At 60.2% G+C, this 26648-nt stretch carries 19 protein-coding genes and 1 tRNA gene; 9 read left to right on the top strand and 11 right to left on the bottom strand.

Annotated elements, in window-relative coordinates:
* Nucleotides 1-6: 6 nt before the first annotated feature.
* From ABMA32_RS20290 to cpdR, 6 genes are all read right to left on the bottom strand, one after another.
* Nucleotides 7-558, bottom strand: a complete 552-nt coding sequence (locus ABMA32_RS20290; RefSeq protein ID WP_349015621.1) for a recombinase family protein — start codon at nucleotides 556-558, stop codon at nucleotides 7-9.
* Between the two features lie 104 nt (nucleotides 559-662).
* Entirely contained in the window at nucleotides 663-1532 is an 870-nt protein-coding gene (locus ABMA32_RS20285) for a hypothetical protein (RefSeq protein ID WP_349015620.1), read from the bottom strand.
* Nucleotides 1533-1878: 346 nt separating this feature from the next.
* Nucleotides 1879-3447, bottom strand: a complete 1569-nt coding sequence (locus ABMA32_RS20280; RefSeq protein ID WP_349015619.1) for a hypothetical protein — start codon at nucleotides 3445-3447, stop codon at nucleotides 1879-1881.
* 243 nt (nucleotides 3448-3690) lie between these two features.
* A complete protein-coding gene (locus ABMA32_RS20275; RefSeq protein ID WP_349015618.1) occupies nucleotides 3691-4674 on the bottom strand; it encodes a site-specific integrase in 984 nt (327 codons plus the stop codon).
* Between the two features lie 100 nt (nucleotides 4675-4774).
* A tRNA-Val gene (locus tag ABMA32_RS20270) sits at nucleotides 4775-4849 on the bottom strand.
* 139 nt (nucleotides 4850-4988) lie between these two features.
* Complete coding sequence (gene cpdR, locus ABMA32_RS20265) at nucleotides 4989-5351, bottom strand: cell cycle two-component system response regulator CpdR (protein ID WP_121580006.1); 363 nt, start codon at nucleotides 5349-5351, stop codon at nucleotides 4989-4991.
* Nucleotides 5352-5541: 190 nt separating this feature from the next.
* Between cpdR and ABMA32_RS20260 the strand changes: the two genes are divergently transcribed.
* Both ABMA32_RS20260 and hisN read left to right on the top strand, forming a co-directional pair.
* On the top strand, nucleotides 5542-6432 hold the full coding sequence (locus ABMA32_RS20260) for an N-formylglutamate amidohydrolase (RefSeq protein WP_349015617.1): 891 nt from the start codon (nucleotides 5542-5544) through the stop codon (nucleotides 6430-6432).
* A gap of 260 nt (nucleotides 6433-6692) precedes the next feature.
* Nucleotides 6693-7499, top strand: coding sequence for a histidinol-phosphatase (gene hisN, locus ABMA32_RS20255; protein ID WP_349015616.1), 807 nt, complete (start codon nucleotides 6693-6695; stop codon nucleotides 7497-7499).
* A gap of 9 nt (nucleotides 7500-7508) precedes the next feature.
* Here hisN and ABMA32_RS20250 read toward each other — a convergent pair whose 3' ends face one another.
* Nucleotides 7509-8474, bottom strand: a complete 966-nt coding sequence (locus tag ABMA32_RS20250; protein WP_349015615.1) for an alpha/beta fold hydrolase — start codon at nucleotides 8472-8474, stop codon at nucleotides 7509-7511.
* A 456-nt stretch (nucleotides 8475-8930) separates the two neighbouring features.
* On the opposite strand from ABMA32_RS20250, the gene ABMA32_RS20245 reads away from it, so the two are divergent.
* The gene (locus tag ABMA32_RS20245; RefSeq protein ID WP_349015614.1) at nucleotides 8931-9395 is read left to right on the top strand and encodes an Hsp20 family protein; all 465 of its coding nucleotides are present in this window, start codon (nucleotides 8931-8933) and stop codon (nucleotides 9393-9395) included.
* A 67-nt stretch (nucleotides 9396-9462) separates the two neighbouring features.
* Here ABMA32_RS20245 and ABMA32_RS20240 read toward each other — a convergent pair whose 3' ends face one another.
* Nucleotides 9463-10512, bottom strand: coding sequence for a threonine aldolase family protein (locus ABMA32_RS20240; protein ID WP_349015613.1), 1050 nt, complete (start codon nucleotides 10510-10512; stop codon nucleotides 9463-9465).
* Nucleotides 10513-10858: 346 nt separating this feature from the next.
* On the opposite strand from ABMA32_RS20240, the gene gltB reads away from it, so the two are divergent.
* Together gltB and ABMA32_RS20230 are read left to right on the top strand one after the other, a co-directional pair.
* Nucleotides 10859-15583, top strand: a complete 4725-nt coding sequence (gene gltB / locus ABMA32_RS20235; protein WP_349015612.1) for a glutamate synthase large subunit — start codon at nucleotides 10859-10861, stop codon at nucleotides 15581-15583.
* A gap of 115 nt (nucleotides 15584-15698) precedes the next feature.
* On the top strand, nucleotides 15699-17153 hold the full coding sequence (locus ABMA32_RS20230) for a glutamate synthase subunit beta (RefSeq protein ID WP_349015611.1): 1455 nt from the start codon (nucleotides 15699-15701) through the stop codon (nucleotides 17151-17153).
* A gap of 9 nt (nucleotides 17154-17162) precedes the next feature.
* On the opposite strand, the gene ABMA32_RS20225 is transcribed toward ABMA32_RS20230, so the two are convergent.
* Together ABMA32_RS20225 and ABMA32_RS20220 are read right to left on the bottom strand one after the other, a co-directional pair.
* On the bottom strand, nucleotides 17163-19748 hold the full coding sequence (locus tag ABMA32_RS20225) for an SGNH/GDSL hydrolase family protein (RefSeq protein ID WP_349015610.1): 2586 nt from the start codon (nucleotides 19746-19748) through the stop codon (nucleotides 17163-17165).
* A 9-nt stretch (nucleotides 19749-19757) separates the two neighbouring features.
* Nucleotides 19758-20978, bottom strand: coding sequence for a lytic murein transglycosylase (locus tag ABMA32_RS20220; protein WP_425475569.1), 1221 nt, complete (start codon nucleotides 20976-20978; stop codon nucleotides 19758-19760).
* A 199-nt stretch (nucleotides 20979-21177) separates the two neighbouring features.
* Between ABMA32_RS20220 and galU the strand changes: the two genes are divergently transcribed.
* Nucleotides 21178-22080 (top strand): UTP--glucose-1-phosphate uridylyltransferase GalU, encoded by a 903-nt coding sequence (gene galU / locus ABMA32_RS20215; RefSeq protein WP_349015609.1) that lies wholly within the window; start codon nucleotides 21178-21180, stop codon nucleotides 22078-22080.
* A 2-nt stretch (nucleotides 22081-22082) separates the two neighbouring features.
* On the opposite strand, the gene ABMA32_RS20210 is transcribed toward galU, so the two are convergent.
* Nucleotides 22083-23654 (bottom strand): outer membrane beta-barrel protein, encoded by a 1572-nt coding sequence (locus ABMA32_RS20210; protein WP_349015608.1) that lies wholly within the window; start codon nucleotides 23652-23654, stop codon nucleotides 22083-22085.
* Nucleotides 23655-23803: 149 nt separating this feature from the next.
* On the opposite strand from ABMA32_RS20210, the gene ABMA32_RS20205 reads away from it, so the two are divergent.
* Genes ABMA32_RS20205 through ABMA32_RS20195 form a run of 3 tightly spaced genes read left to right on the top strand, consistent with a single transcriptional unit; the run spans nucleotide 23804 to nucleotide 26592 of the window.
* Nucleotides 23804-24802 (top strand): KpsF/GutQ family sugar-phosphate isomerase, encoded by a 999-nt coding sequence (locus ABMA32_RS20205; protein WP_349015607.1) that lies wholly within the window; start codon nucleotides 23804-23806, stop codon nucleotides 24800-24802.
* Between the two features lie 6 nt (nucleotides 24803-24808).
* Complete coding sequence (locus ABMA32_RS20200; RefSeq protein ID WP_349015606.1) at nucleotides 24809-25987, top strand: aminodeoxychorismate synthase component I; 1179 nt, start codon at nucleotides 24809-24811, stop codon at nucleotides 25985-25987.
* Nucleotides 25936-26592 carry an aminotransferase class IV family protein gene (locus ABMA32_RS20195; protein WP_349015605.1) on the top strand — a complete coding sequence of 219 codons (657 nt, stop codon included), beginning with the start codon at nucleotides 25936-25938 and terminating at the stop codon, nucleotides 26590-26592. The genes ABMA32_RS20200 and ABMA32_RS20195 overlap by 52 nt, the downstream gene beginning before the upstream one ends.
* Nucleotides 26593-26648: the final 56 nt, after the last annotated feature.

The following is a 26648-nucleotide window of genomic DNA, read 5'->3' as shown; positions in this document are numbered from 1 at the left end:
CGCTGCCTATGCCAAAATCTTCTGAACAGTAGCCTTCGAAAAGCCGATTTGAGCTGCGATTTTACGGATGCTGATACCCTCTTTCCGCAGCTTCCGTATCTCGGCCTCGACATTATCGGTCATAAGCTTGGGGCGTCCTCCTATCCTTCCCTCAGCTTTCGCCTTAGCGATGCCTTCCATCTGACGCTCTCGGCGTATCTCGGTTTCGAACTCTGCGATCAAAGCAAGTATGCCCATTACCAGCTTGCCCGTTCTCGACGTGGTATCGACGGCTGTGTCGTCCAGCACCTTGAAACCGACGCCTTTGTCGTTGAGGTCGGTGACGATCCGGTAGAGGTCGGCTGTAGAGCGGGCTAGACGGTCGAGCTTCGTCACGATCAACGTGTCGCCTTCTCTGACGTACCGTAGACACTCGGCTAGTTGTGGCCTCTGACCATCCAGACCGGATCGCTTCTCCGAAAAGACCTTCGTAGCGCCTGCTGCCTTCAACCGGTCAAGCTGTGCCTGGTAGTCCTGTTGTCCTGTTGAGACGCGTGCATACCCAACGACGGTGCCCATATCTGTACCCTTTCATGTAAGAGAGATACAGACGCATATTTATTGGACGCAAAAGGTACAGTCAACGAGGGCGTACTAAAAAGGTATACCTTTGTGGACAGTACTCATCTTGCGCAATCCGACAGCGTGTAAATGCTTGGCAGGATCACATCACCGTTCTGGTCAACCTCAGCCTCAAACTGCGAAGCTACCCTGATGGGCTCTACGCTGTAATTGATCCAACGGTATGTCGAGAGACGCAAATGAGGAAAGACCGCAAATGAAGCTGCAGCCGCAGGGCCTGCCTGGATCAACTCCTGTCCATCAGGGGTGACCATTTCCAATGGAATCAACTGTGGCTTGTCTTTGCCAGCAAGTGGCAGAATGAGGTGGCAAAAGGGTACTCCGTTCGAACACTCAATCGAGGCCGTTACGGTCCACTGCTTGATGTCGTCAATCCATCGTTCAAAGGAGACAGGGCCGGAGAGGAAGAAAAATGGCTTGCTCGTATATCTAAGGGTGATGTTGTCACTTGCCGTTCCGGATCTCCACACAGAATTCTCCAGAGGACAGGCCTTGGTCTGATTGGGCAGGGTATCATCTGGAGTGGCAAGGCCTGTTTCGGTACATTTCGTCAGTTCCGTGACGCCAGTCCCATCCAATGCCAGAACCTTCTCGGTGCCGTTGGAATCCTTGTACCGCGTGAAAATGCGGTTGCTGATTGACGGCTGCTCTAGATGATCACCATCGCAACTCACCGAATAGATTGATGCGTCCAAACCTCCAATCTTCGTAGGGTTGGTCATCTCGCAGAGTTCTTCACAAGTGGAGAATTTGCCGTCCCTGATAGGGCTAGGTTCGCCTGTGCAATCATTGGCCGGGAAACACCAGCCGTCATACTCGCCCCCGATGCTTGAGTAAGGGATGAAAACAATGAGCGTTGCCAGAGCAGACGAAACGGCACGTTGCCGCTTAAGCTTACGGGACTGCTGCATCAGGTGTTCCCTCCCAGGGCCGCTATCTCAATGCAAACCGAGTTGAGCCGCAAGGGGAGGGGAGGGGAGGCGGGAGCCAGGGGTGGGTGTACCCATATCGCTTACAGCCCAGAGAAATTTTCGGCAGAAATGCTTGGAAAGCTTTACGACAACCTCAGCCTTGATCGTTGGGCAAGCACGACAGATATATCGCTCAGCACATTCCTCACTACTTGAAATAGCGAGGGAAGCGGAGCCCAGAACCGTTATGATACCGGACCCCGCGTCGCTTAAAGCCGCAAATGGAAACCTTTAGAAAATCAGGTTACCGGCAAGCTTTGGGTATTCTGAAATTGCAGAACTTTAATTACCAAGGAGCGCGCTTGGTAGACGTTGCCGGCTGGTTGGAGTCGTCGCTCTCACCATCTGGATTCCAAGGAATTCTGGGTCCTAGATGACCCCAACCCATCGGCCGATCACTCTCCGGTAAAATAGCAATTTCAATTGGAGGGCTCTCAACCGGGTCTGGCAGCTCTAGCGTAAATCCTGCGGCCTTGGCTTTTTGCAAAACTACGCTTTTGGTGATTTGCCATTTGCGTTGCCGACCGTGAGACTTCGATTTCACGAAACCCAGACGGCCGAGTGCCATTCCTATCTTCTGGACATCTGACGAAAGTAGTTCCTCGTCTGTGATGTCTCGTTCGTGACAGATCTCCTGAACGCGAAACATGATGTCAGCCGTGCTGATGGAATCCGTCACAGCTCCAGCCTTTGAAAGGAGGTCTATGAGGGCCTGAAGCAGTAGGAGTTCGAAGCTAGGTAGATTATTCTGCTGCTTCACCTCGTGGTAAGCGCTCATCACGCCAAGCATTCGATCGAACAGCCCATCCATGTTGTGGGTCCGATCTAGCCAGTAAGCGATCGTCAGCGGAGCTTGAAAGATATCGTAATCACGACCGCTGATCTCCGATGAGCTATCAACATCTGCCTTCGCCTTTCTGATGGAAAGGAGTTCTTTGCAAACGCTCAGCCAAATCCCATCCCGGATATCGTGCGGAGGTACGTTCCAATCAGCATGATTGGTTGGCTTCTTTCGCGTCTTCGTCAAATCACCTGATGCGACCAACGGTATCAGAATTACTCTTGAGGCAAGGACGGGGTCAGGAAGACCTATCGACGTAAACCCTCGCGGTGCGAAAGCGTCAATGTAGCGCGTCGTCCAAGAGCCCTCTCGTTTTCCGGGTTCCTTGAACATGAAGCCCGCGCCTTTGGTGTTGCCTGCAAGAAGCAGCTCTCGCTTGCTGTTCTCCATCCTGCGGACTTCTTCGCAGTCGTCTAATCCGATAGTAGCTCCAAGTGCCGCTTGGTCACGAAAGGAAGCGAAGGACGAGCTGCTCGCTACGGTCAGTCCCATGAAGGAAAGATTCATTACCGCCTTGAGCAGCTGTGTTTTGCCGGAGCCTCTTTCACCATTAGGCCAGATGTACCCCATGGTATCGAATGCGCTGGTCGCATAGGTGGAAATGGCCCAGCAAGCCAAGAAATCAGACATATCGGCCTGATCTGCGAACGATCCGTCAAACGCAACAAATGAGCTTATCGCTGCAGAAGCATACACAAACAGCCTCGCAATAGGGGGAGGGGCCGTCCCGTCTAATACGTACTTCTGATAGGCGGCGGGACTTAAGGTTGACCCAGGGCGAGGAATCCCAGCGAGATCGATGGAGAAAGGGCTCTCACTGAAAATTCGATGCCCAGAAAGAGGAACTTCCGAATAACGCTCTTCGAAATCTCCACTCGTCACAACCCAACACTCTGACACCTTTCCCTTACTGTCTTTGAAAGAAATTCTGGATGCGGAGTACGATTTATTTCCGACAATCTGTATTGGTCTGTTCAAAATTAGACTATTATTTTGTATAATTATATTGCTCATAAATAATTTCCTTTTATAAATATCAAATTAAATAAAATTTCTCCACACCCACGGTCACTTTGGACACATAGGACGCATTGCCAGCTATTGTGGAGATAAAGAAGGCAGGTAAAATCCTACTTCTTTGTTGCATGATAGCATATTGTAATACAAAAGTCAAGTAATATTTTATATTTATAGAAATTTCCTATAAATTAATTCCAATAAGAGCCGTCCATGCGGTCCCAATGGTCCTTCTATATACTAGATGTTATCAAGCTTGGAGATCACTCTGCTGTTGTCCGCGTGAGCATACCGAAGGAGCATCCTCACATCCTTGTGGCCACTGATCGACGCAACCTCCGGGACGGTCAGCCCCTTCTCAAAAAATCGACTGATGGCTTCGTGCCGAAGGTCATGGAAATGCAGATCGTCAACTTTCGCTCTCTTGGCCAATCGAACCCAAGCCAATCTTAGAGCCAACGGTGATATCGGGAAAATCTCAGCTCCCTCACGCTTGAGTTCGCTCAGAATTCGTTTTGCTTCGATGCTCAGAGGGATCGTCCTGGAATGCCCGTTTTTCGCCTCAGGAATCGTCACCGAGCGACGATTGAGGTCCACATGGTCCCAGAGCATGGAAAGGATTTCACCCCTGCGCATGGCTGTTTCCAGAGCAAGTAATACGACTGGCAGCAGATAGGGATTTCTAGATGTTGTCGCTGCCTTGAGCAGCCTTTCCTGTTCGCCATCTCTGAGGCGTCGTTCCCGCCTGTTACCGTTGGAATCCAGCTTAAGGCCAGCGAGCGGGTTATGGACGGGAATTCCCCATTCAAGGCGAGCGATCCGAAACATATTTGATATAGGGGCCAACTGCCTTGCTACTGTCTTTGCGGTGACTTCCGTGAGACGTCGGTCCCGGTACGAAGCGAAATCAGATTGGAAGATTGTCGCCAGCTTCCTCTGACACAGCGACTCACGCAGGAAACGCTTCAAAACGATCGTCTCTACCTCGACCCCTTTCTTTGTTGTCACGATCTCGCTCAGATACCGTTCGACCAGGTCGCTCAGCGTCAGGCTGTTCAGAATCCTTCGATCGGGTGGCAGTTCGTTTTCCTGCGCTTTGACCTCGGTAGATCGTGCCCACGTGAGTGCGTCGGATTTCCTAGAAAATGTCTTTGAAAGAGGGCTCATTCCCTGACGGCGAATCTGCACCTGCCAGTTGTCTCCACGCTTCCGAATTGCAGCCATAGCTTTTGATCCACTGTGACAGAGTTGTGACAGCAGCCAAATCGGTCAGTTTTCGAAGGAAGCGTCAGATCAAAAAACTATTTGTTTTCAATCTGTTGGATGGTGGGCGTGACAGGGATTGAACCTGTGACCCCTGCAATGTCAATGCAGTGCTCTCCCGCTGAGCTACACGCCCATCCGACGCCGCGCATACACCATTTTTGCAAAAGCGCGTCAATAGCGGTTTGCGGCTATCTCGGCCTACATACGACTTATGGGGAAACCAAGCGTTGGCTCTGCCGGAACATGGCAAAAGCGTGCAGTCGACTGCTTTGTCAGGCGGCCTGCAGCATCTTCTCCACCTCGTTGACGAGGTCGCGCAGATGGAAGGGCTTCGACAGAATCTTGGCGTCCTTGGGAGCCTTAGAATCCGGATTCAGGGCCACGGCGGCGAAGCCTGTGATGAACATGACCTTCAAATCCGGATCGATCTCGGTTGCCCTGCGAGCCAGTTCGATACCGTCCATCTCGGGCATCACGATGTCGGTCAGCAGCAGCGAGAACGGTTCTTCCCGCAGACGCTCGTAGGCGCTCGCGCCGTTGTCGAAATCGCTGACATCGTAACCGGCGCGCTCAAGCGCCTTGACCAGAAACCGACGCATATCGTCATCGTCTTCCGCAAGCAGTATGCGTGCCATGCCAGTTCCGTCCGAATCACCCTCGGGGCTTGTTCCCAAGCGAGCCCATTAACCATGTTCTATATGTAGGTTGGAGTGTAAACATCAAGTGAATGTTGCAACGCATGCATGCGAACCAACTTGGCTCGGTGCTGGACAGCAACGCCTCCAGATGTCAGTTTCGTCCGATGCAGCAGTTCAGGGTCCGAGCATGACGCCAGCGGACGATTTTGCGATCGTGCCGCCCTTCGAGGTTCGCGAAAGCGCGGAACAGCGTGTCCCGTTTGTGTTCAACTCGCCTCATAGCGGAAGTCATTATCCCGAACGCTTTCTGGCGCTGACCAGGCTCGATGCGATGGAAATCCGACGGTCGGAGGATTCCTATGTAGATGATCTGTTCGGTGCCGCCGTCCCCCTCGGCGCGCCCATGCTGGCCGCAAATTTTCCCCGAGCCTATCTCGATGTGAACCGCGAACCGTGGGAACTCGACCCGCGCATGTTTGCCGAGCCGGTGCCGTCATTTGCCAACATCCGGTCGGCGCGCGTAGCCGGAGGACTTGGCACGGTGCCGAAACTGGTCGGCGAGGGTCTCGATATCTATGCGGGGCGTTTGCCGCTGGCGGAGGCGGTCGGGCGGATCGAGTCCATCTACAAGCCCTATCACGACACGCTGAAGCTGTTGCTCACGCGGACCCACGCGCGCTTCGGCTACGCGGTGCTAATCGACTGCCACTCGATGCCCGCGAACATACGCATCGGTGAAAACGGCGCACGGCCCGACTTCATCGTCGGCGATCGCTTCGGCACATCGGCCGCGCGGGCGCTGACAGACACTGCCATCTCAGTCCTGCTGTCGCTGGGGTACTCGGTTGCGCACAACAAGCCTTATGCGGGAGGCTTCATCACGGAGCATTACGGCCGTCCGGCAAAAAGGCTGCACGCGCTTCAGATCGAGGTCAATCGTGGCCTCTACATGGATGAGCGGACGATGCGAAAACTGTCACGCTTCAATGCCTTGGCGGACGACATGACTCGTCTGATCGCCGAACTCATGGCGATGCCCGATGACAATTTCCTCGACCTCCCGCTTGCCGCCGAATAAGTCTTCACGCCGCGTCGTCCCAGGGAACTGGTCCGTGAGGCGGTTAAAAAAAGACCGCATCGTTGCCGACGCGGTCGAAGTCTAGGGAGGAAACGCCCAAGGAGGGCATGGACAGGAGAACCTGTCCGATGAAGAGATTATGGTGCGATGCACAAATGTCAACAACTGCCTAACAGCTTTTGTCAGGCAAAGTGAAAAATTCCGGTGAAGCGATGCGATAGTTGCATTTCTGCACCATTTTTGTATCGAGGAGCGGTCGTTTGACGGTAAAAGTCGAGTTTTTCCGGCGTATAGCTGAAGCGGCAGCCGCTGAAACACTGCCACGATTCCGGCAGTCCGGTGACGTTGCCAACAAGGTTGACGGAGGGTTCGATCCAGTTACCGAGGCCGACCGCGAAGCCGAAAAGGCAATACGTGCGCTCATCCGGGCAGAATATCCCGACCATGGCATATTGGGAGAGGAGTTCGGAGCTGAGAACGCGTCCAACGACCACGTCTGGATTATCGATCCGATCGATGGAACGCGGTCGTTTATCTCCGGTATTCCGCTGTGGGGAACACTCGTTGGCCTGACCGAGCGGGGAGACGCGATCGCGGGCATGATGGCGCAACCGTTTACGGGCGAATTGTTTTATGCGATCGGCGGGGAAGCCTGGGCTGAGGGACCCCATGGGGCGGCGGGAGGGGCGCGTCGGCTGACCACGCGCAAGACGACGTCGCTTGGCGATGCCACGCTCTGCACAACGACGCCGGCGCTCTTCCAGGGCGACCGGCGCGTTGCCTACGATCGCCTGGAGAAGGCGGTGCAGCTGCCACGATACGGAACGGATTGCTACGCGTATGTGATGCTGGCCGCAGGCAACATCGACCTCGTCGTGGAAGTCGGTCTCCAATCGTATGACGTAGCCGCGCTCATCCCCATTGTAGAGGCTGCCGGCGGGGTGATGACGGAATGGAACGGCGGGCCGGCTGAGGAGGGTGGCGGGATCGTCGCAGCAGCGACGCCTGAGCTTCACGCTGCTGCGATGGACATGCTGCACGCCGGGCGTGCTGATCCGTCGGGCTAAAGTGGCGCTTCAGTCGCTGTAAACGCTCACGTCGTTGCCTGGCACGAAGGCGTCGAAGGCAGCTAGTAGTTGCTCTCGGAAAATATCGGCCTCCTGCAAGAGTTCGTGCCGTGCGCCCGCGATCGTCAGGATCGAGCCGCCACGCAAACGCCTGGCATAGTCGGCGATGGCGCGCGTCGAGACGATCTCGTCATTGCCCGCCCCGACGAACAGGATGGGGATATTGATCCGCTGCATGAATTCGGGGTTCTCGACGATGTCGACGGCGCGGCAGGCGGCGCGGATCCAGGACACAGTAGGCCCGCCGAGCGCCAGCGCTGGGTAGGTCTCGTAGATTTCCATGTTGCGGCGGTATCGGCCGATGTCGGTCGTCACCTTGTTTGTGGCGAAGGGAGGCGACCGGCGGGGCCTCGGTCCCATCGCGCCATACATGCGGCCAAGTCCCATCCAGTAGAGGATGCCCGCGAGGCGTCCGATCGTGCCCCTCGAGAGCCGGAAGCCGGTATAGGTCAGGAAGGGTGCAGCCAGGACCATGCGCTGCACGCGATTGACGAGCGATGGCGTCGCAAGCAGCGCGATCAGCGCGCCGGTGGAGTGCGCCAACACATAGTAGGGACCCCGGCAGTCGGGCAGCACGACTTCCTCGAAGAAGCGGTCGAGATCCTTCACGTAGTCGGAGAAAGACCGCACATGACCGCGCTGGGGGTCGCGTAACAGGCGTTCGGAGCCGCCCTGTCCACGCCAGTCGAAGGTGGCCGTCGTAAAGCCGCGTTCGGCGAGGTTGCGTGCCGTCTCGAAATATTTCTCGATGCATTCGTTTCGGCCCGAAAGCAGGATGACAGTGCCTTTCAGCGGACGTGCGACGGCGGGAAATCGTCCATAGCGTAGCTTCCTTCCGTCGAACCCCGTGAAAAATCCGCCCGTCGCCTTTTCAGGCGTTGGGTTGCTCGGGATTTCGTGGAAGATTTCCGTCATGTGGCGGTTTCGCGTCCGGGACAGGTGCGGGCAGCCGCAAGGGCGCCCGCCGTGCGGTGATAGAAAGGCGTCACGGAGAAAGCAAGGAACGAGTTTCCTTGGGCGGAGATATCGAAACACGCGGGGCCGGAAGATGGTGGTCTTCCGGCCCCTGTCGATCCGGGTGGAAGGGACGTTGACACCCGGCCCGGCCCTTCGCGGTGCGTTTCCGCCTCGCTTAGTTGCAGGTAGACACTATTCCGTGCGTGCTGAACGCGGTCCGAAGCGCTGGTTCATGTGCGGTTCATCCAGCATGTCCGGGAAAACCGCCTTCAATGCACCTTGAAACGACGTTTTTGCCTCCCCAAATCAGGGTTGCGGCCGCCGAAACCGGGGTCGCTGGTCCGATCCGAACGCCAGAAGGGTTCGGCAGGAGGGCCACACGCAAAACCGATGTTGCTCAACAGGAGAACAAATATGCGTCACGTTGATTTTTCCCCCCTCTATCGTTCGACCGTCGGCTTCGACCGGCTTTTCACGATGCTGGACTCGCTGGCTCAGCCAGATAATGGCGGCCAGACCTATCCGCCCTACAATATCGAGCGTACCGGTGAGGATGCCTACCGGATTTCCATGGCTGTTGCCGGCTTCTCCGACAAGGATATCGCCATCGAGGCGCACCGCAACGTTCTGTCCGTGAAGGGCGAGCGCAAGGATGAGGCCAACGGCGAAGGCTCCGAGGTGCTTTACCGCGGCATTGCCGCCCGCAGCTTCGAGCGCCGCTTCCAGCTTGCCGACCACGTCGAGGTGCTGGGCGCCGAACTCAAGAACGGCCTTTTGCATATCGATCTGAAGCGCACGGTCCCCGAGCAGTTGAAGCCGCGCAAGATCGAGATCGCCAATGGCGGCAGCGCCACGCAGATCGAGGCGAAAGCTGCCTGACGTAAATCGTCTTTCCTCCGAGACGGAAGCGGCGCCGAAAGGCGCCGTTTTCATGTAGTTGGAAGAATCACACGATCAGTTCGCCGAACCGATCGACCTCGTCTGCACTGGTCGCGAAGCTGGTGACGAAACGCCAAAGTTTTTCGCCGGGCGCGATGTTGGCGCCGAAACCGTGTGGCGTGTGCCAGTCGTAGAAGCGCGCGCCCTGTGCCTGCAGCGCTTTGGCCAGCTTGATCGGCATCACCGCGAACACTTCGTTGGCCTGTGGCTCCCAAGCCAGCCTTATCTTGGCCGATTGGCGGATGTATCCGCCAAGTCGCGCCGCCATGGCATTTGCGTGGGATGCGCTATCCAGCCAAAGCCCGTCCTCGAAGTAGGCTTCGAATTGCGCTGCGATGAAGCGCGACTTCGAGAATAGCTGGGCTGCCCGCTTGCGGATGAACGCAAAATCCTTCGCGCGGTCGATATCGAACAGGATCACCGCCTCGGCGCACCAGCAGCCATTCTTTGTGCCGCCGAAGGAGAGCATGTCGACGCCGCTTTTCCAGGTCATCTCGGCTGGCGAGACTTCGAGCGAGACAAGCGCGTTTGCGAAGCGCGCGCCGTCCATGTGGAGCGGCAGACGGTGTTTCTTCGCAATGGCGGAGATCGCCCTGATCTGCTCCGGGTTGTAGACCGTTCCGACTTCCGTCGCCTGAGTGATCGAGATGGCTGCCGGCCGGCCGGCATGAACATTGTCGCCCGCGAAACGTTCGACAGCGGCCGAAAGGAGTTGCGGGTCGATCCGTCCGAGCTCGCCGTCCACCGGGAAGAGACGCGATCCGCCCATGAAATATTCCGGTGCGCCGCATTCGTCGTCCATGACATGGGATCCGCGATGGCAGAAGGACAGGCCTCCCGGCTTGTCGGCTGAAACCAGCGACAACGAATTCGCCGCCGTGCCGGTGCCGACGAAGAAAACGGCCACCTCGCGCTCGAAAATTTCCGAAAATCGCCGCTGCACCTTTGCGTCGAGCAATCCGTTGCCGTAGGCGGCATCGTATCCGCCTGCGTGGGTGGATAGCGCCGCGGCGATCTTCGGATGCGCGCCTGCCCAATTGTCTGATGCAAAAAACACGTTGGTCTTTCCGCTGTTGCCTATGCGACCCTTCCGGCTTTTTGCTGCCTACTTCAAGGGCAACTCTGTGCTTTCGATTGCGTCAGGGTTTTGCCACGTGCCTTGCGGGTCAGCCTAGAATGCGATCTCGCGCAATTTTCTTTCGTGGACTTGGCGCATTTTTTCCGAATCGGTCTTGTCTGCGGCCGGCTTTTCTGCAATAAGAATTTAGGACAGTAATACTGTCGTATTTATCCGCGCAAATGACAGCCGGTTTGGCGTATGGTGCACGCCTGCCGCCTTTACGCGCGAAATGTGCTGTCGAGGCGACCCCGCCCGCCAGGGCCAGGAAACGGAGGATATGGAGATGACGGACCTTACTCCATCTGTGACGGAGCAGATCACGCCCGCCCAGACGAAGAGCGCGTCCGTCAAACGTGTCGCTTCGGCTTTCGGCCTGCCGCCTGCGCAGGGTCTCTACGACCCGCGCAACGAACATGACGCCTGCGGCGTAGGCTTCATCGCACAGATGAAGGGCGTGAAGTCGCACCAGATCGTCAAGGACGGGCTCTTCATGCTCGAGAACCTGACGCATCGCGGCGCGGTTGGCGCCGACCCGCTGATGGGCGACGGTGCCGGCGTACTCGTCCAGATACCGGATCGCTTCTTTCGTGAGGAGATGGCAGGGCGGGGTGTGACGCTGCCGCCGGCCGGCCAGTATGGCGTCGGCCATTGGTTCATGCCGCAAGATGAGGCCCTGCGCCAGCACGTCAACGATGTTATCCTGGAGTCGGCGCAGTCCGAGGGACTGCCGATCCTGGGCTTCCGCGATGTTCCAGTCGACAACTCTTCGCTGTCGAAGGCGCCGGAGATCGTCGCGTCGGAACCGTACCATCGCCAGGTGTTCGTCGGCCGTCCGGAAGAGATCACCGACGACGAGGAATACGAGGCGCGCCTCTATCTGCTGCGCAAGGTCATTTCCGGTCGCCTCTACGCAGAGAATAACAACAAGGACATCGGCGCCTATTGCGTATCGCTATCGGCGCGCACGATTGTCTACAAGGGCATGTTCCTCGCCTATCAGGTGGGCGCCTATTACAAGGATCTCTCCGATCCGCGCTTCGAGACCGCGCTGATCCTAGTGCATCAGCGCTTCTCGACCAACACCTTCCCGTCCTGGAAGCTTGCGCACCCCTACCGCATGATCGCCCACAACGGCGAGATCAACACGGTGCGCGGAAACAACAACTGGATGGCCGCGCGGCAGGCGTCCGTCGATTCCGACCTGTTCGGAAACGACATCTCCAAGCTGTGGCCGATCTCCTATGAAGGGCAGTCTGACACCGCCTGCTTCGACAACGCGCTGGAGTTCCTGTTCCAGGGCGGGTACAGCCTCGCGCATGCCATGATGATGCTGGTTCCCGAGGCATGGGCCGGCAACAAGACCATGGATGCCGACCGCAAGGCGTTCTACGAATACCACGCGGCGCTGATGGAACCGTGGGATGGTCCGGCAGCGCTCTGCTTCACCGACGGCCGCCAGATCGGCGCGACGCTGGACCGCAACGGCTTGCGTCCGGCGCGCTACATCGTCACCGACGACGATCGCGTGATCCTCGCATCCGAGGCTGGCGTGCTGCCGGTCGATGAAAAGAAGATCGTCACCAAGTGGCGGCTGCAGCCCGGCAAGATGCTGTTGATCGACCTCGTGAAGGGACGCATCATCTCCGACGAGGAGGTGAAGGCCGAGATCGCGGGCAAGCATCCCTACAAGAGCTGGCTGGCCAACACGCAGCTTATCCTCGAGGACCTGAAGCCGGTCGAGCCGCGCGCATTGCGCAAGGACGTCTCGCTGCTCGATCGCCAGCAGTCCTTCGGCTACACGCAGGAAGACACCAAGATCCTGATGGCGCCGATGGCGACGACCGGTCAGGAAGCCGTTGGCTCCATGGGCACCGACACGCCGATCTCGGCGATGTCGGACAAGTCGAAGCTGCTCTACACCTATTTCAAGCAGAACTTCGCGCAGGTCACCAACCCGCCGATCGATCCGATCCGCGAGGAACTCGTGATGAGCCTCGTCTCGTTCATCGGCCCGCGTCCGAACATCCTCGATCTCGTCGGCACCTCACGGCGCAAGCGGCTGGAGGTTCGTCAGCCGATCCTCACCAACGGCGATCTGGAGAAGATCCGTTCGATCGGCCACACCGAGGATGCGTTCGACACCAAGACGCTTGATGTCACCTACTCGGCGACCGAAGGCGCGGCCGGCATGCAGGGTGCGCTGGAGCGGCTTTGCGAGCGCGCTGAAGCGGCGGTCGCGGGACGCTACAACATCATCATCCTGTCGGACCGGCAGGTGGGTCCGGACCGTATCGCCATTCCGTCGCTGCTGGCGACGGCGGCCGTGCATCATCATCTGGTGCGCAAGGGCCTACGTACGTCTGTTGGTCTTGTCGTGGAATCCGGCGAGCCGCGCGAGGTGCATCATTTCTGCTGCCTCGCGGGTTATGGCGCGGAGGCGATCAATCCCTATCTCGCCTTCGACACGCTCACCGACATGCACAAGCGCGGCGAGATGCCGGCCGAGGTTGATGCCGGCGAGGTCGTCTATCGCTACATCAAGTCGATCGGGAAGGGCATTCTCAAGGTGATGTCCAAGATGGGCATCTCGACCTACCAGTCCTATTGCGGTGCGCAGATATTCGACGCCGTCGGCCTTAAGACCGATTTCGTAGACCGGTATTTCACCGGCACCGCGACACAGATCGAAGGTGTCGGGCTTGATGAAATCTCAGCGGAAACGGTCAGCCGCCACGCTGACGCTTTCGGCGACGATCCGGTATTGCGCAATGCGCTGGAAGTCGGCGGGGAGTATCTCTTCCGCATGCGCGGCGAGGCGCATATCTGGTCGCCCGATTCCGTCGCGACGCTCCAGCACGCTGTGCGCAAGGGATCATGGGAAACCTTCAAGGAGTTCTCGACACAGATCGACAGCGAAAGCGCGCGTGCGCAGTCCATTCGCGGATTGTTCAAGATCAAGCTTGCGGAAGAAACAGGCCGCGCGCCGGTTCCGCTGGACGAGGTGATGCCGGCTGCCGACATCGTCAGGCGGTTCTCGACGGGTGCCATGTCCTTCGGCTCCATCAGCCGCGAGGCCCATACCACGCTTGCGATCGCCATGAACAAGATCGGCGGCAAGTCGAACACGGGCGAAGGCGGCGAGGAGCCCGACCGCTATCTGCCGCTGCCCGGCGGCGGTGTGAACCCGGAACGTTCGGCGATCAAGCAGGTCGCCTCGGGTCGTTTCGGCGTGACGACGGAATACCTCGTCAACTCCGACATGATGCAGATCAAGGTCGCGCAGGGCGCAAAGCCCGGTGAAGGCGGACAGCTGCCCGGCCACAAGGTCGACGCCACCATCGCCAAGACGCGCCATTCCACGCCCGGCGTCGGCCTGATCTCGCCGCCGCCGCACCACGACATCTATTCGATCGAGGATCTGGCGCAGCTCATCTACGACCTGAAGAACGTCAACCCGACAGCGGACGTTTCGGTGAAGCTGGTGTCCGAGGTTGGCGTCGGTACGGTTGCGGCTGGCGTCGCCAAGGCGCGCGCCGACCACATCACGATCTCCGGCTATGATGGTGGCACCGGCGCTTCGCCGCTGACATCGTTGAAGCATGCCGGCTCGCCTTGGGAGATGGGTCTCGCCGAGACTCACCAGACGCTGGTGCTGAACGGACTGCGCTCGCGTGTGGCGCTGCAGGTCGATGGCGGTCTCAGGACTGGCCGCGACGTGGTCATTGGTGCTTTGCTCGGCGCAGATGAGTTCGGCTTCTCGACCGCGCCGCTGATCGCGGCCGGCTGCATCATGATGCGCAAGTGCCACCTCAACACCTGCCCTGTCGGCGTGGCGACGCAGGACCCGGTCCTGCGCAAGCGCTTCAAGGGCACGCCGGAGCACGTCATCAACTACTTCTTCTATGTTGCGGAGGAAGTGCGCGAGCTGCTCGCAGCGATGGGATACCGCCACATCGACGAGATCATCGGCGATACCGAACTGCTGGAAAAGCGCGCCGTCATCGAGCACTGGAAGGCGCGCGGACTGGATTTCAGCCGCATCTTCCACAAGCCCGATGCGCCGCGCTCGGCCGTCCACTGGACAGAGCGGCAGAAGCATCCGATCGACGACGTGCTGGACCGCACGCTGATCGAACAGGCGATGCCGGCCCTGGAAGCACGCCAGCCTGTCCAGATCGAGGTGCCGATCCGCAACGTCGACCGTTCGGCAGGCGCGATGCTTTCGGGCGAGGTGGCCAAGCGCTTCCGCCACAAGGGCCTGCGTGAGGATACGATCTCGGTCAAGCTGCGTGGCACCGCCGGACAGTCGTTCGGTGCCTTCCTCGCTCGCGGCATTTCCTTCGAGCTCATTGGCGACGGCAACGACTACGTCGGCAAGGGCCTCTCCGGCGGCCGCATCGTCATCCGTCCGTCGGATGACGCAAGGATTGTCGCTGAGGAGTCGATCATTGTCGGCAACACCGTTCTCTACGGCGCCACCGAAGGCGAATGCTACTTCAGCGGCGTCGCCGGTGAACGCTTCGCGGTGCGTAACTCGGGTGCCGCGGTCGTTGTCGAGGGCGTGGGCGACCATGGCTGCGAATACATGACCGGCGGCATCGTCGTCGTCATCGGCAAGACGGGTCGCAACTTCGCGGCCGGCATGTCGGGCGGCGTCGCCTATGTGCTGGACGAGGAAGGCGATTTCGCCGAGCGCTGCAACATGGCGATGGTCGAGCTGGAGCCGGTTCCGGAAGAGGATTACCTGCTCGAGAAGTTCCACCATCATGGCGGCGACATCGCGCACAAGGGGCGTGTTGACGTCTCGGGCGACATGACCAGCCACGACGAGGAGCGGCTCTACCAGCTGATCTCCAACCATGTGCACTTCACCGGTTCGGCCAAGGCAAAGGCAATCCTGGAGAATTGGGCCGACTACCGGCCGAAATTCAGGAAGGTGATGCCGGTCGAGTATCGTCGCGCACTGGAGGAAATGGCTCGGATGCGCGTGGGTGTAGCGGCCGAGTAGGCCTGACGCTCTTGATAGGCGGTCGCCTGTTTGCTTCGGCGACCGCCTGATGCCACAACAAAGATCGAGATACTCGTCCAGGCAGTGCGCCTGGTAACGTCACGAGAGTAGAAGAATGGGCAAGGTAACAGGTTTTCTCGAGATTGACCGGCAGGTGCACAAGTACCAGCCGGCGTCCGACCGTATCAGGCATTTCCGCGAATTCACGCTGCCGATGTCCGATAAAGAGGTCGAGAAACAGGCCGCGCGCTGCATGGATTGCGGCGTTCCGTTTTGCCACGGCCCGACTGGTTGCCCCATCCACAACCAGATCCCGGACTGGAACGACCTTGTCTACAATGGTGACTGGGACGCGGCGATCCGCAACCTGCACTCCACCAACAACTTCCCGGAGTTTACCGGTCGCGTCTGCCCCGCGCCTTGCGAGGAAGCCTGCACGCTGAACCTGGAGGATATCCCGGTAGCCATCAAAACGGTCGAGCAGGCTCTGGCGGACAAGGCCTACGAGACTGGGTATGTGCGGCCTTATCCGGCTGAGCAGAAGACCGGCAAGCGCGTGGCCGTCATCGGCTCCGGTCCGTCCGGAATGGCTGCCGCCCAGCAGCTTGGCCGCGTTGGTCACGACGTCCATCTTTACGAGCGCGAGTCGAAGCCGGGTGGCCTGCTGCGGTTCGGCATCCCGGACTTCAAAATGGAGAAGCACTACATCGACAAGCGCGTGAAGCAGATGGAAGGCGAGGGCGTCACCTTCCATTGCGGCGTCAATGTCGGTGTGGACAAGCCGGTCAGCGAGTTGCTGGAAGAGTACGACGCAGTTCTCTACTGTGGTGGCTCCGAGACACCGCGACCGGCGGGTATTCCGGGCGCTGAGTTCGAGGGCGTGCACGACGCGATGCCCTACCTCGTGCAGCAGAATAAGCGGGTCGGTGGCGAGGACATCCAGTCAGTCGCGTGGCCGGAAGAGCCGATCGTTGCATCCGGCAAGCACGTCGTGGTCGTCGGCGGTGGTGACACCGCGTCCGACTGCGTCGGCACGGCGTTCCGCCAGGGCGCGGTGAGGGTCACGCAGCTCGACATACGTCCGCAGCCACCGGAAAAGGAAAACAAGCTCGCGGTCTGGCCCTACTGGGCGACCAAAATGCGGACCTCTTCCAGCCAGGCGGAGGGCGCAGAACGCGAATTTCAGGTGGCGACGCTCGAATTCATCGGCGAGGAAGGCCAGCTTACCGGCGTGAAGTGCTGTGAGGTGGATGACAAGCGCAAGCCAATCGCCGGTACCGAGTTCGTCATCCGCGCCGACCTCGCCTTCATCGCCATCGGCTTTGCCGGACCCATCGCCGGCGGCGTGACGAAAGAGCTGGAGGGGAAGCTGAATCTCATCACCGACAGCCGTCGCTCGCTCAACGTCGCGGCCAACGACCGCGACTACCGCACCAGCGTCGATAAGCTGTGGGTGGCTGGCGACATCAGGCGGGGCCAGTCGCTCGTCGTCTGGGCGATCCGCGAGGGACGCCAGGCAGCGCAGTCCATTGACGAAGCCCTCATGGGAAGCTCCGTCCTACCGCGCTGACCGCCGCGCTCAGGGTCGAGCGATCGCGCCCGAAGACGCAGGAGCTGCGGTAATCGAGGTGAGGCTCTCGTCCTTCGTCTCGCTCGGCGACGGCGCGATGGCTGCTGGAGCAGATGGCTCGATTGAGCGTACTGCGTTCTGATCCGGTGCTGAAACCGGCGCTGAGTTGTCCGCATTTTTTGGCAACGTGGATGGCGTTGCCGGAGCAGGCGGCGTGGCTGCCGGTTCACGCTCAGCCGGTTCGGGAGCCTGCGCCGGCGGGGCGCTGTCAGCAGGCGAGGTGACAGCATCGGGCGCGGTGGTGGAACCGCTGCCGCTTTCGGGCTGTTCAGCCAGGATGGTTGGTGGTGCCGGTGCGACGGGCGTTGCGGAGTTCCGCGGTGCTGACGGCATCGCCGCGGTGTCGGCGTCGGCGGGACGACCGGACTCAGTCAGCGGCGATGGAGCGCCTTCTGTCGCAACAGGCTCGGGGCGCGCCGCTACAGGGGCAGCCGTCGGCGCCTCATCTGTAGCCTCGGATTCGTTGTTTGGCGCTGCCCGCTCGGGAGCGGTTGCCGGGGACACGGCCTCTGAAAGCGGAGCAGACCGAAGTGGCGCGCTGCCTGTCACTTCCCCGGTTTCGATAGCCGGAACCGCCTTGGCGGTGGCGAGATCGGCTGCCGGTTCGACAGGAGCATTTGGCGCGACGACCAGTGGCGCTTTCGACGCAGGAAGCAGTTCCGAAGGAGCATCCTTTGCTCCCGGCAAGGACGCAACGGGTACCGGGTCTGCCTTTATCGGCACCATGCGCGCAGCGCCCAGTCCGTCGTATGTGGCTTCTGGTAATATGGAAGGTGCCGGTGCTCGCGGCGGGGCCGTGTCCGGCAGGGCAGGTTTTGTTTCCCCGGCGTCCAGCACGCTTCCGTCGAGCGAGGCAGACGGAATCTCTTCGCCCGTTTCCGCAGGTTCGAAGAATTCTTGGACTGGCTTGGGCACCGCAGTCGGTGCACGGTTCGGTTCAGGACCAATGGACGTCGGACGCTTGATAGCCTGACGCGGAACCGTGTTGCGTACTGGCGACAGATCGAGCGGATCGCCGCGTGCGAAATCCGGGACGGAGCCCTTATTCATGGTGCTCGGCGTCGTCATCGGCGGCTCTGCTGCGGCCACGTCCGGCGCGGCCTGGAGCGGCGAAACTTCTTCGATGCGATCCGGCACGATGTCCGGCGGCAGCCGCCCGGGCATGGGCAGTTCCGGGACACTGAGCACATTCGCGCGGACGGAGCGGATCGCAGCCTTGTCCACCACGGGCTCCCGGGGCTCGGCGGGTACCGACGCCTTATTGCGCGTCGTATCCACGCTCAGTTCACGCATCGCTCCCGCTGCAGAGGCAAGCTGCGGCCAGCCAAACTGGTCGGCGCGGCCGGCCGGTGCCGCCGGCGCAAAGCCCTCGATCGCCAGCTTCTCTGCTGGGGTTTTCGCTTCCCTGCGCGGCTCCGCAATCGCACCGAGTAGTTCGACGCCGCCGTCGAGGCCTGGCGTGCGAAGCGCAACCGGACGGGCGGCGTTTACGGGGCCAGCCTCGTTCGGGTCGACCGCGACATCAAGTTCGGCCTGGTCCAGAGGATCGGAAGGCCCGAACGGACCAAACATGCGATAGGCTGGCCGGGCAGCAAGGTCGGCGGTTGCCGCCCCTTGCGCGGCGGGGTCTTCGCCAAGGATGCGGTAAAGCGGCTTTTCCGCGTAAAAGGCGATCTTTCGCTTGCCGGGCCGTGCGAGGTTGATGCCGTCGTTGGCGCGCAGGCGTGCGGGTTGCCCGTTTATGTCGGGGCCGCTGGCGACATAGGCGCCGTTCTCGTCGACGAAACCGTCCCAGACATCGACGAATTCCCCGCCCGCGCCGACCGCCGCCGTGCGGTACATCTCGTTGAAGGCGAGCATGTCGAGCATCATCTTCTGGGACTTGAAGGGCGGCGTCCCTACCCAGAGGAACGGCACCTTGCGGGCTGCGATGGCCTTGGCCAATTCCTCGGCTCTGTCCGCGTACTGTCTGTTCCAGTTCTCCGAGCGGACTGTCTCGCGCACCCCGTCGACGAGCATCTGCTGCCTGTCATTGGCGCCGATCATGACGACCACAGCGGCCGGCTTCTCCGACGTGATCAATTCGTTGACCTTCTCCGCCCAGTTGTGAAAATCCGAACGAACGAACCCGGACGATCCGCTGCTGCGATCGACGATCCTTACATTGGGGTTTTGGGTAAAGGCGGTCGTAAGGCCTTCGGCCAAGCCACTCGCCAGGAAATCGCCGACGACCAAAACGACATGGGCGTTGGGGTGCTTGGTGACGACGGCGACTTGAGGCGCTTCTTCGCCCTCGGCTGGCGCGCGGGGCGCCTTCTTGCGCTGGGTCTTCGGTTTGACCACCTGGGCTTTCGGCTCTTCCCGTTCGGCCTTCTTGGAGCCGAACAGGCGGTTCAACAGACCGATCCGCTCCTGTTCCTGGGCGTAGCCGGTGGATGACGAGACAAAGGAGAAGGCCGCTAAGAGAGCGGCCAGCGCAAGGACGGAAACTGCAAATCGGGATGAGTTGAACCCATGGCCCGTCCTCGCGGTCAATCCATACTCCTATCTCTTTCTCAGCCTGGAAAGGACTTCCATGCTTGGATGACCGTCCTGCGTCAACCCCGCCTGAGCCTGAAAGGCCCTTATCGCCGTCTTCGAACCTTCGCCGATCTTTCCGTCGAATTTGCCGTCATAATAGCCGAGCGTAGACAGACGCTCCTGCAATTCCTGCTTTTCCACGAAAGACAGCTTTGTGAAGGGACGATTCCAGTCGCGTACAAGGCCGCCGTAGCCGGCGATTTCGTCGGCAAGAAGGCCGACCGCGAGCGCGTATTTGTCGGCGTTGTTGTATGCTTTCAACACAAAGAAGTTCTTGGTCACGAGGAAAGCGGGGCCATTGCGTCCGTCAAGCGCCTTCAACTCGGCCTTGTCACCGCCGTGCCGGAATGGCTTTCCGTTGGCGCGGGTAACGCCAATACCCTGCCATTTGGACAGCGTAAGGGAGCCGCTCGGGAACTTGCGCCCTGACGGCAGATCGACCTCGTAACCCCACGTCTTTCCGGCCTGCCAGCCATTCTTGCGCAGAAGATTGGCGGCGGTGGCCAACGCGTCCGGTATCGAATTCCAGATGTCACGTTTGCCATTGCCGTCAAAATCGACCGCATAGGCTTGGTAGCTGGTGGGGATGAACTGGGTGTGTCCCATCGCGCCGGCCCACGAGCCGGTCAGGTGGCTTTCGTCAATGTCGCCGGTCTGAAGAATCTTCAGGGCCGCGATGAGCTGCGTGCGCGCGAACTTGGCCCGGCGCTGGTCCGCATAGGCGAGCGTCGCCAGCGAACGCACGACGTTGCGCATAACCTTGTCGTTCTTGAGAATCTCACCGTAGTTGGATTCCATCGACCAGATGGCGAGCAGGATGTAGCGATCGACGCCGAAGCGCTTCTCGATCCTGTCCAGCGTAGCCTTGTATTTTTTCGCCATGGCGCGGCCGTTCGCGACCGAGTCCTCATGCACCCGGTTGTCGAAATAATCCCAGACCGGGGCCGTGAATTCTGGCTGGAAGCGTGCCTTTTCAAGCACTTCCGGGTCGATCGAATCGACGCCCTTGAAGGCGCGGTCATAAGTCGAACGCGAAATGCCGTTTTCTGCGGCCGTTTGACGGAAGCTTGCGACCCAGCGCTCGAAGCCGGGTTCGGCGAGCACAGGGGACACAAAAAGACCGAGGCCGAAGATCGCTGCCGTGGCAACGCTTGCGAGGCGCCGGATGCCTGGAGTTGGACGCATCATTTCCTCCTTGGAATTTTCAGGAAGACGATTCATCGCCTCTGCCGGTTATGAATTGGTTTACCATGCCCCACCGTTGGAACGAAAATGCAATATGTGGCTTTTATGCCGGACACGAATCCGTGAGCCTTTTCCTTAATTGTGAAATTCGGCATCAAAATGACCTGGCGTCAGGTAGCCCAGCGTGGGGTGAGGCGAAATGAAAAAAGTCCGCAAGGCGGTATTTCCGGTAGCAGGATTGGGGACGCGGTTTCTGCCTGCGACGAAGGCGATCCCGAAGGAGATGCTGACGGTCGTCGATCGCCCGGTGATCCAGTATGTGGTCGACGAGGCGCGCGAGGCTGGCATCGAGCACTTCATCTTCGTGACCGGCCGCAACAAGGCCGTCATCGAGGATCACTTCGACATCCAGTTCGAGCTGAACCACACGCTCGCCCAGCGCGGCAAGGACGACCAGCTTGCCAAGCTGCAGCGGCTGCAGCCGCTGCCGGGGCAGACCAGCTTTACCCGCCAGCAGGAGCCGCTGGGCTTGGGCCATGCGGTCTGGTGCGCGCGCGAACTGGTCGGCGACGAGCCGTTCGCTCTTCTGCTGCCCGACATGATCATGCAGTCTGAAAAGAGCTGCATGAAGGAGATGGTTGAGCTTTACGACCACACCGGCGGCAACATCATCGCGGTGCAGGAATGCGATCCGGCCGAGGCGCATAAATACGGCATCGTGGGCCGGGGCGAGGAGACACACAACGGCTTCCGCATCACGTCGATGGTGGAGAAGCCGAAGCAGGGCACGGCGCCGTCGAACCTCTTCATCAACGGCCGCTACATCCTGCAGCCGGAGATCTTCGCGATCCTGGAAAGCCAAGAGCGCGGTGCGGGCAACGAGATCCAGTTGACGGACGGGATGCTGCGTCTTGAGCAGGACCAGCGCTTCTTCGGCTATCACTACCGGGGCCGGACCTTCGACTGCGGCTCGCCGGAGGGCTTTGTCGAGGCCAACGTCGCCTTCGCGCTCGCCCGCCACGACCTCTCCGCAAAAATGGCAGGCGCGATCGAGGAACTGCTGGGGGACAGGTCTTCCGGCAAGGCCCCCAGCGCCGGGTAGGCTCAGCGCTGCAGCTTCAGACCGAGGAAGACGCTGCTGCTGTCGCTGTCGCGATCCGGCAGGTTGCTCGACACGTCTTCGTAGCTCACCCGCCCGACGACGCCGGCATAACGGTTCAACCACCAGGTCAGGCTTGCAGACGCGTTCCAGATGACGTCGTAGCCATCCGACTCTGCGTAGTTGCGGTAGCCGTAACCCAGGATCGCGTCGCCTGTGAGGTTGGCGCGCATCTGGCGCTCGATTGCAAGGCCGGTCGAGTAGAGTACCGAACCGCTTTCGCCGGGGGTGGTCGTTCCTTCCAGTTCCGTCGACCCCGAAAGTCGCACGTTCGTGCCACGCAGCGGCGACCATAGGACATTTCCTTCGAAGGTCGGCGTCGAGAGCGTCGCCAGCCTCGCGTCGTCGAAACTCTCGCTGACCCAGCCCGCCGCGACCTCTCCGGACAATTTCTCGCCCATGTCGAATTCCAGGCCGGCGCGGACGGCGTAGAGGTCGGCCGAGCGCTGGTAGCCGGCGCTGTCGACTTCCTGATCGTATTGGTTGCGCCCGATCTCGGTTTCCAGGAACGGGGTCAGGGTCGGGGACATCTCGTAGCCGCCGCGCAGAGACAGGCTGTAGAGCGTCGAGTCGCGATCTTTCTGGGAAAGCACGCCGCCGCCTACCAGATCGGCGTCGCCGTAGGTATCATGCAAAATGCCTCCGGTGACCCCGAAGGTCGCCTTGCCGACGTCCCTTTCCAGGCCGAGCGTACCCCCCACCGTCTGGGTCATAGGCTCCTCTATGGTATCGGGGGTGACGACCGGCGAGGCTGCGGATTCGGGTTCTGCGGAATAGGTGAAAGTGCTCTTTGCGCGGTACTCGGTACCAAGTTCGAGTTCAAGTTCAGCGTCCACGCCACCTTCGAAGCGATCGACCTCTTCGCCGGACAGAGTGTCGGTGAACGTGCCGAAGGCATCGATCGAGGCGCGGTGGCTTGCCCAGTCGGATACGGCGTTGAGGCGCAGTGTCGTCTCAGAGAGCAAGGCTGAAGAGCCATCGACTGAGGAATCGGCGTTCGTCGTCGCGGTGATGCCGGTTTCCAGGGTGGGTTTCAGGATGAAAGTACCCCAACGAATGCCGACGGCCGCGAAGGGATTGTCGTCGGCCGGCTTGTTTAGTCCCTCGATTGGCTGAGCGGCCTGGGCGCCGGGATCGATAGGCAGGTTTCCCTGCGAGTCGACAGTTGGAGTCCGAACGGTGCCGGTCGTTGTATCGTCGGTCTCTTCCGCCGTTTGGCGCTGTGCGTTGGCCTGCGATGGCGGACGTTCTGCAGCGGTCGGCCCTTCGTCAAACGTATCGGGTATTGCAGCTCCGTCCGGCACTGCGCCCGGGCTGACAGGCACGTAGGTCGGGGACGGCAGTCCGTTGTCCGGTACGAGGATCGATTCGGGAGTTCCCGCAGACAATCCGCCCCGCAGGCCAGCGGCTTGCTGCGCGACAGCCTGAGCCGTCAGGGCAAGTCCGACGGCCGCGCTGGCAAGCAGAAGCGTCCTCAGCGAACCCGAACCGGCACATATCTTACTGTAGGTTCGCACCCGCTGTATCTCGACTAGAACGATTTAAAGGCGCGTGGCGCCATGCTTACTGAACCGTAAAGGCCTATGGTTAATGGAGAGTTGAAAGCGGCCGCTTTCAGTCCGCACGAAAGTGGACAGGAAGCCGCCAAAGCGCTAATCGCTTGGTCATGCATGGCCTGCCCTTGAAAACAAAGCCCGACGCGGCCGCGTCCATAGCCTCCGCCCTGCGCACGGTCACGACCGAACAGGCCGGTTTGGCCGCACTTGGGGCTGCGCTTGATAATGGGCTTTCCGCTGCTTTCGCGCAGGCGATCGACGTGCTTTCTGCCATTCGCGGCCGCGTCATCGTGACCGGCGTCGGCAAGAGCGGGCATATCGGTAACAAGATCGCCGCCACGCTCGCCTCGACGGGCACACCGGCTTTCTTCGTGCATCCGGCAGAAGCAAATCATGGCGACCTTGGCATGATCGCCAAGGACGACGTCATCGTGGCGATGTCATGGTCTGGCGAGAGCGCTGAACTGAACAGCATTGTTGCCTATTCGCGGCGCTTCTCCATACCGCTTATTGCGATCACCGCCGGCGAGAACTCGGCGCTGGCGCGTGAAGCCGACGTGGTGCTGGCGTTGCCGCGTGTGCCCGAGGCCTGCCCGCACGGGCTCGCGCCCACCACCTCGACGCTGCTGCAACTGGTCATTGGCGACGCGCTTGCGATAGCACTTCTGGAAGCGCGTGAGTTTACGCCGGACCAGTTTCGCACCTTTCATCCCGGTGGCCAGCTTGGCGCCAAGCTGATGAAAGTGCGCGACATCATGCACAAGGGAGATCGGCTCCCGCTGGCGACTGCCGGCAGTTCGCTCAGGGACGCCATCGTTACCTTGTCGAACAAGCGTTTCGGCTGCGTCTGTGTCGTCGATAACGACGGAAGGCTTGCCGGCATCGTCACCGACGGCGATCTCGCCCGCAACCTGGACAGGAATCTCGGCACGCTGGTCGTGGATGACATCATGACCAAGACACCGAAGACGATCGATCCGGAGACGCTGACCGGCGAGGCGATCGCAATCCTCGACGAAAAACGGATCAGCGCCCTTGTCGTGGTCGAGGCAGACAGGCCAGTCGGGATCGTCCACTTCCACGATCTTCTCAAGGTCGGGGTGGCCTGAACCGAAATGGCGCCGCCCTACAGCCCTGACTCGCACGGGGCGGCCCCGTCGCCCTTCGTTCTCTTTCGCGACGATTTCTCGGGCGAGGAGACGCTTTTCGACCTAGCGGAAAAAATTGTCGTCGCCGAACAGGCGGATGATTTCTTTCCGGCATTGGAAATCGTGCAGCGGGCTCATGATGAGGGAAAGTGGCTGGCCGGCTACTTCTCCTACGAAGCAGGCTATCTTCTGGAACCGAAGCTCAGAGGCATCCTTCCCGAGGGGCGGCGCACGCCGCTGATGATCATGGGCGTGTTCGACGGTCCTTCCGATAAGAGGCTTGAGCGGAAGCGGCCGACGACCAACGGGCCCATCTTTGGTGTGCGCGCGACATGGTCATATGAAGACTACAAGACCCGTTTTGATCAGGTGCACCAGCATCTGAGGCAGGGCGACTGTTATCAGGCGAACCTCACCTTTCCGGTGGAGGCCAAGTGGTCGGGCGATCCGCTGTCGGCCTTCGATGCACTGGGCGCTCGGCAGGCGGTGAAATACGGCGCGCTGGCCGCTCTTGGTGGGCCGGTCATTCTATCGCGGTCGCCGGAACTCTTCTTCGAGATAGACGGGGACGGCTGGATCGAAACACACCCGATGAAGGGAACCGCTCCCCGAGGCGCGACGCCGGAAGAAGACGAAGGGCAAAAGCGTTTTCTCGCCAACGACCCTAAGAACCAGGCCGAGAATCGCATGATCGTCGACTTGCTGCGTAACGACATCTCGCTGATCTCGGAAGTTGGTACGCTGGACGTACCCGAGCTCTTTCGGATCGAGAGCTTTGCCACCGTACACCAGATGGTTAGCAGGGTCCGTGCGAAACTGCTGCCTGGCCTGACAATTCGCGACATTTTCACGGCGCTGTTCCCATGCGGCTCGATCACCGGAGCGCCAAAAATCCGCGCAATGGAAATCCTGCGAGATCTCGAAAGCGCGCCGCGAAATGCCTATTGCGGCGCGATCGGCTGGATCGCCCCATCCGGTAGGATGCGCTTCAACGTCGCCATCCGCACGATCACGCTCTTTCCTGATGGCGAAGCGGTCTACAATGTGGGCGGCGGCGTGGTGTTCGATTCCACGGCCGAGGAGGAATACGCCGAATGCCTGCTGAAGGCGCGATACGCGACGGGACGACCGCCGACTTCGACCTGATCGAGACGCTGCGCTGGCAACCCGCCGATGGCTTCGTGCGCCTCGACCGCCACTTGCAGCGGCTTTATTCGTCGGCCACCGCCCTGGGCTTCGCGGCTGATCCTGATGCTATCGGTGGGGCGTTGGGCAAATGCCGGGGCGATGCTGCGCTCCGCGTCCGGCTCGCGCTGTCACGCGACGGCGCCGCGGAAGCGACGATAACGCCGCTCGAGCCTTTGGCGAAGGACGCCGTATGGACCTTGCGGATTGCACAGACGAGGCTCGATTCGACCGATCCTCTGCTTCGCCACAAGACGACGCGCAGACATATCTACGACGCTGCGCGCGCTGAATTTCCACGCGAACTGGCCGACGAGGTTCTGCTCCTCAACGAGCGCAGCGAGATATGCGAGGGTACCATCACCAACCTCTTCATCAGTGTTGGCGATCCGGTGCTCGTTACGCCGCCCCTGACCTCTGGTCTGCTCGCGGGCGTGCTTCGTGGTTCGATGCTGGACGCGGGCGCCGCGCGTGAGGTTGCGGTTACCGAAGCCGACCTGCGCTCAGCGCAGACGATTTTCGTCGGCAATTCGCTACGAGGACTTGTCCGTGCGCGGTTGGCCTAGCGGTCGGCCGTTGAAGCGCACCATCTTCCGCGCTATCGCGACCGTACAAAACTGAA

Source organism: Mesorhizobium quangtriensis (assembly GCF_040081925.1).
Taxonomy (GTDB): domain Bacteria; phylum Pseudomonadota; class Alphaproteobacteria; order Rhizobiales; family Rhizobiaceae; genus Mesorhizobium_K; species Mesorhizobium_K quangtriensis.
This window is presented reverse-complemented; position numbering and strand designations above follow the sequence as displayed.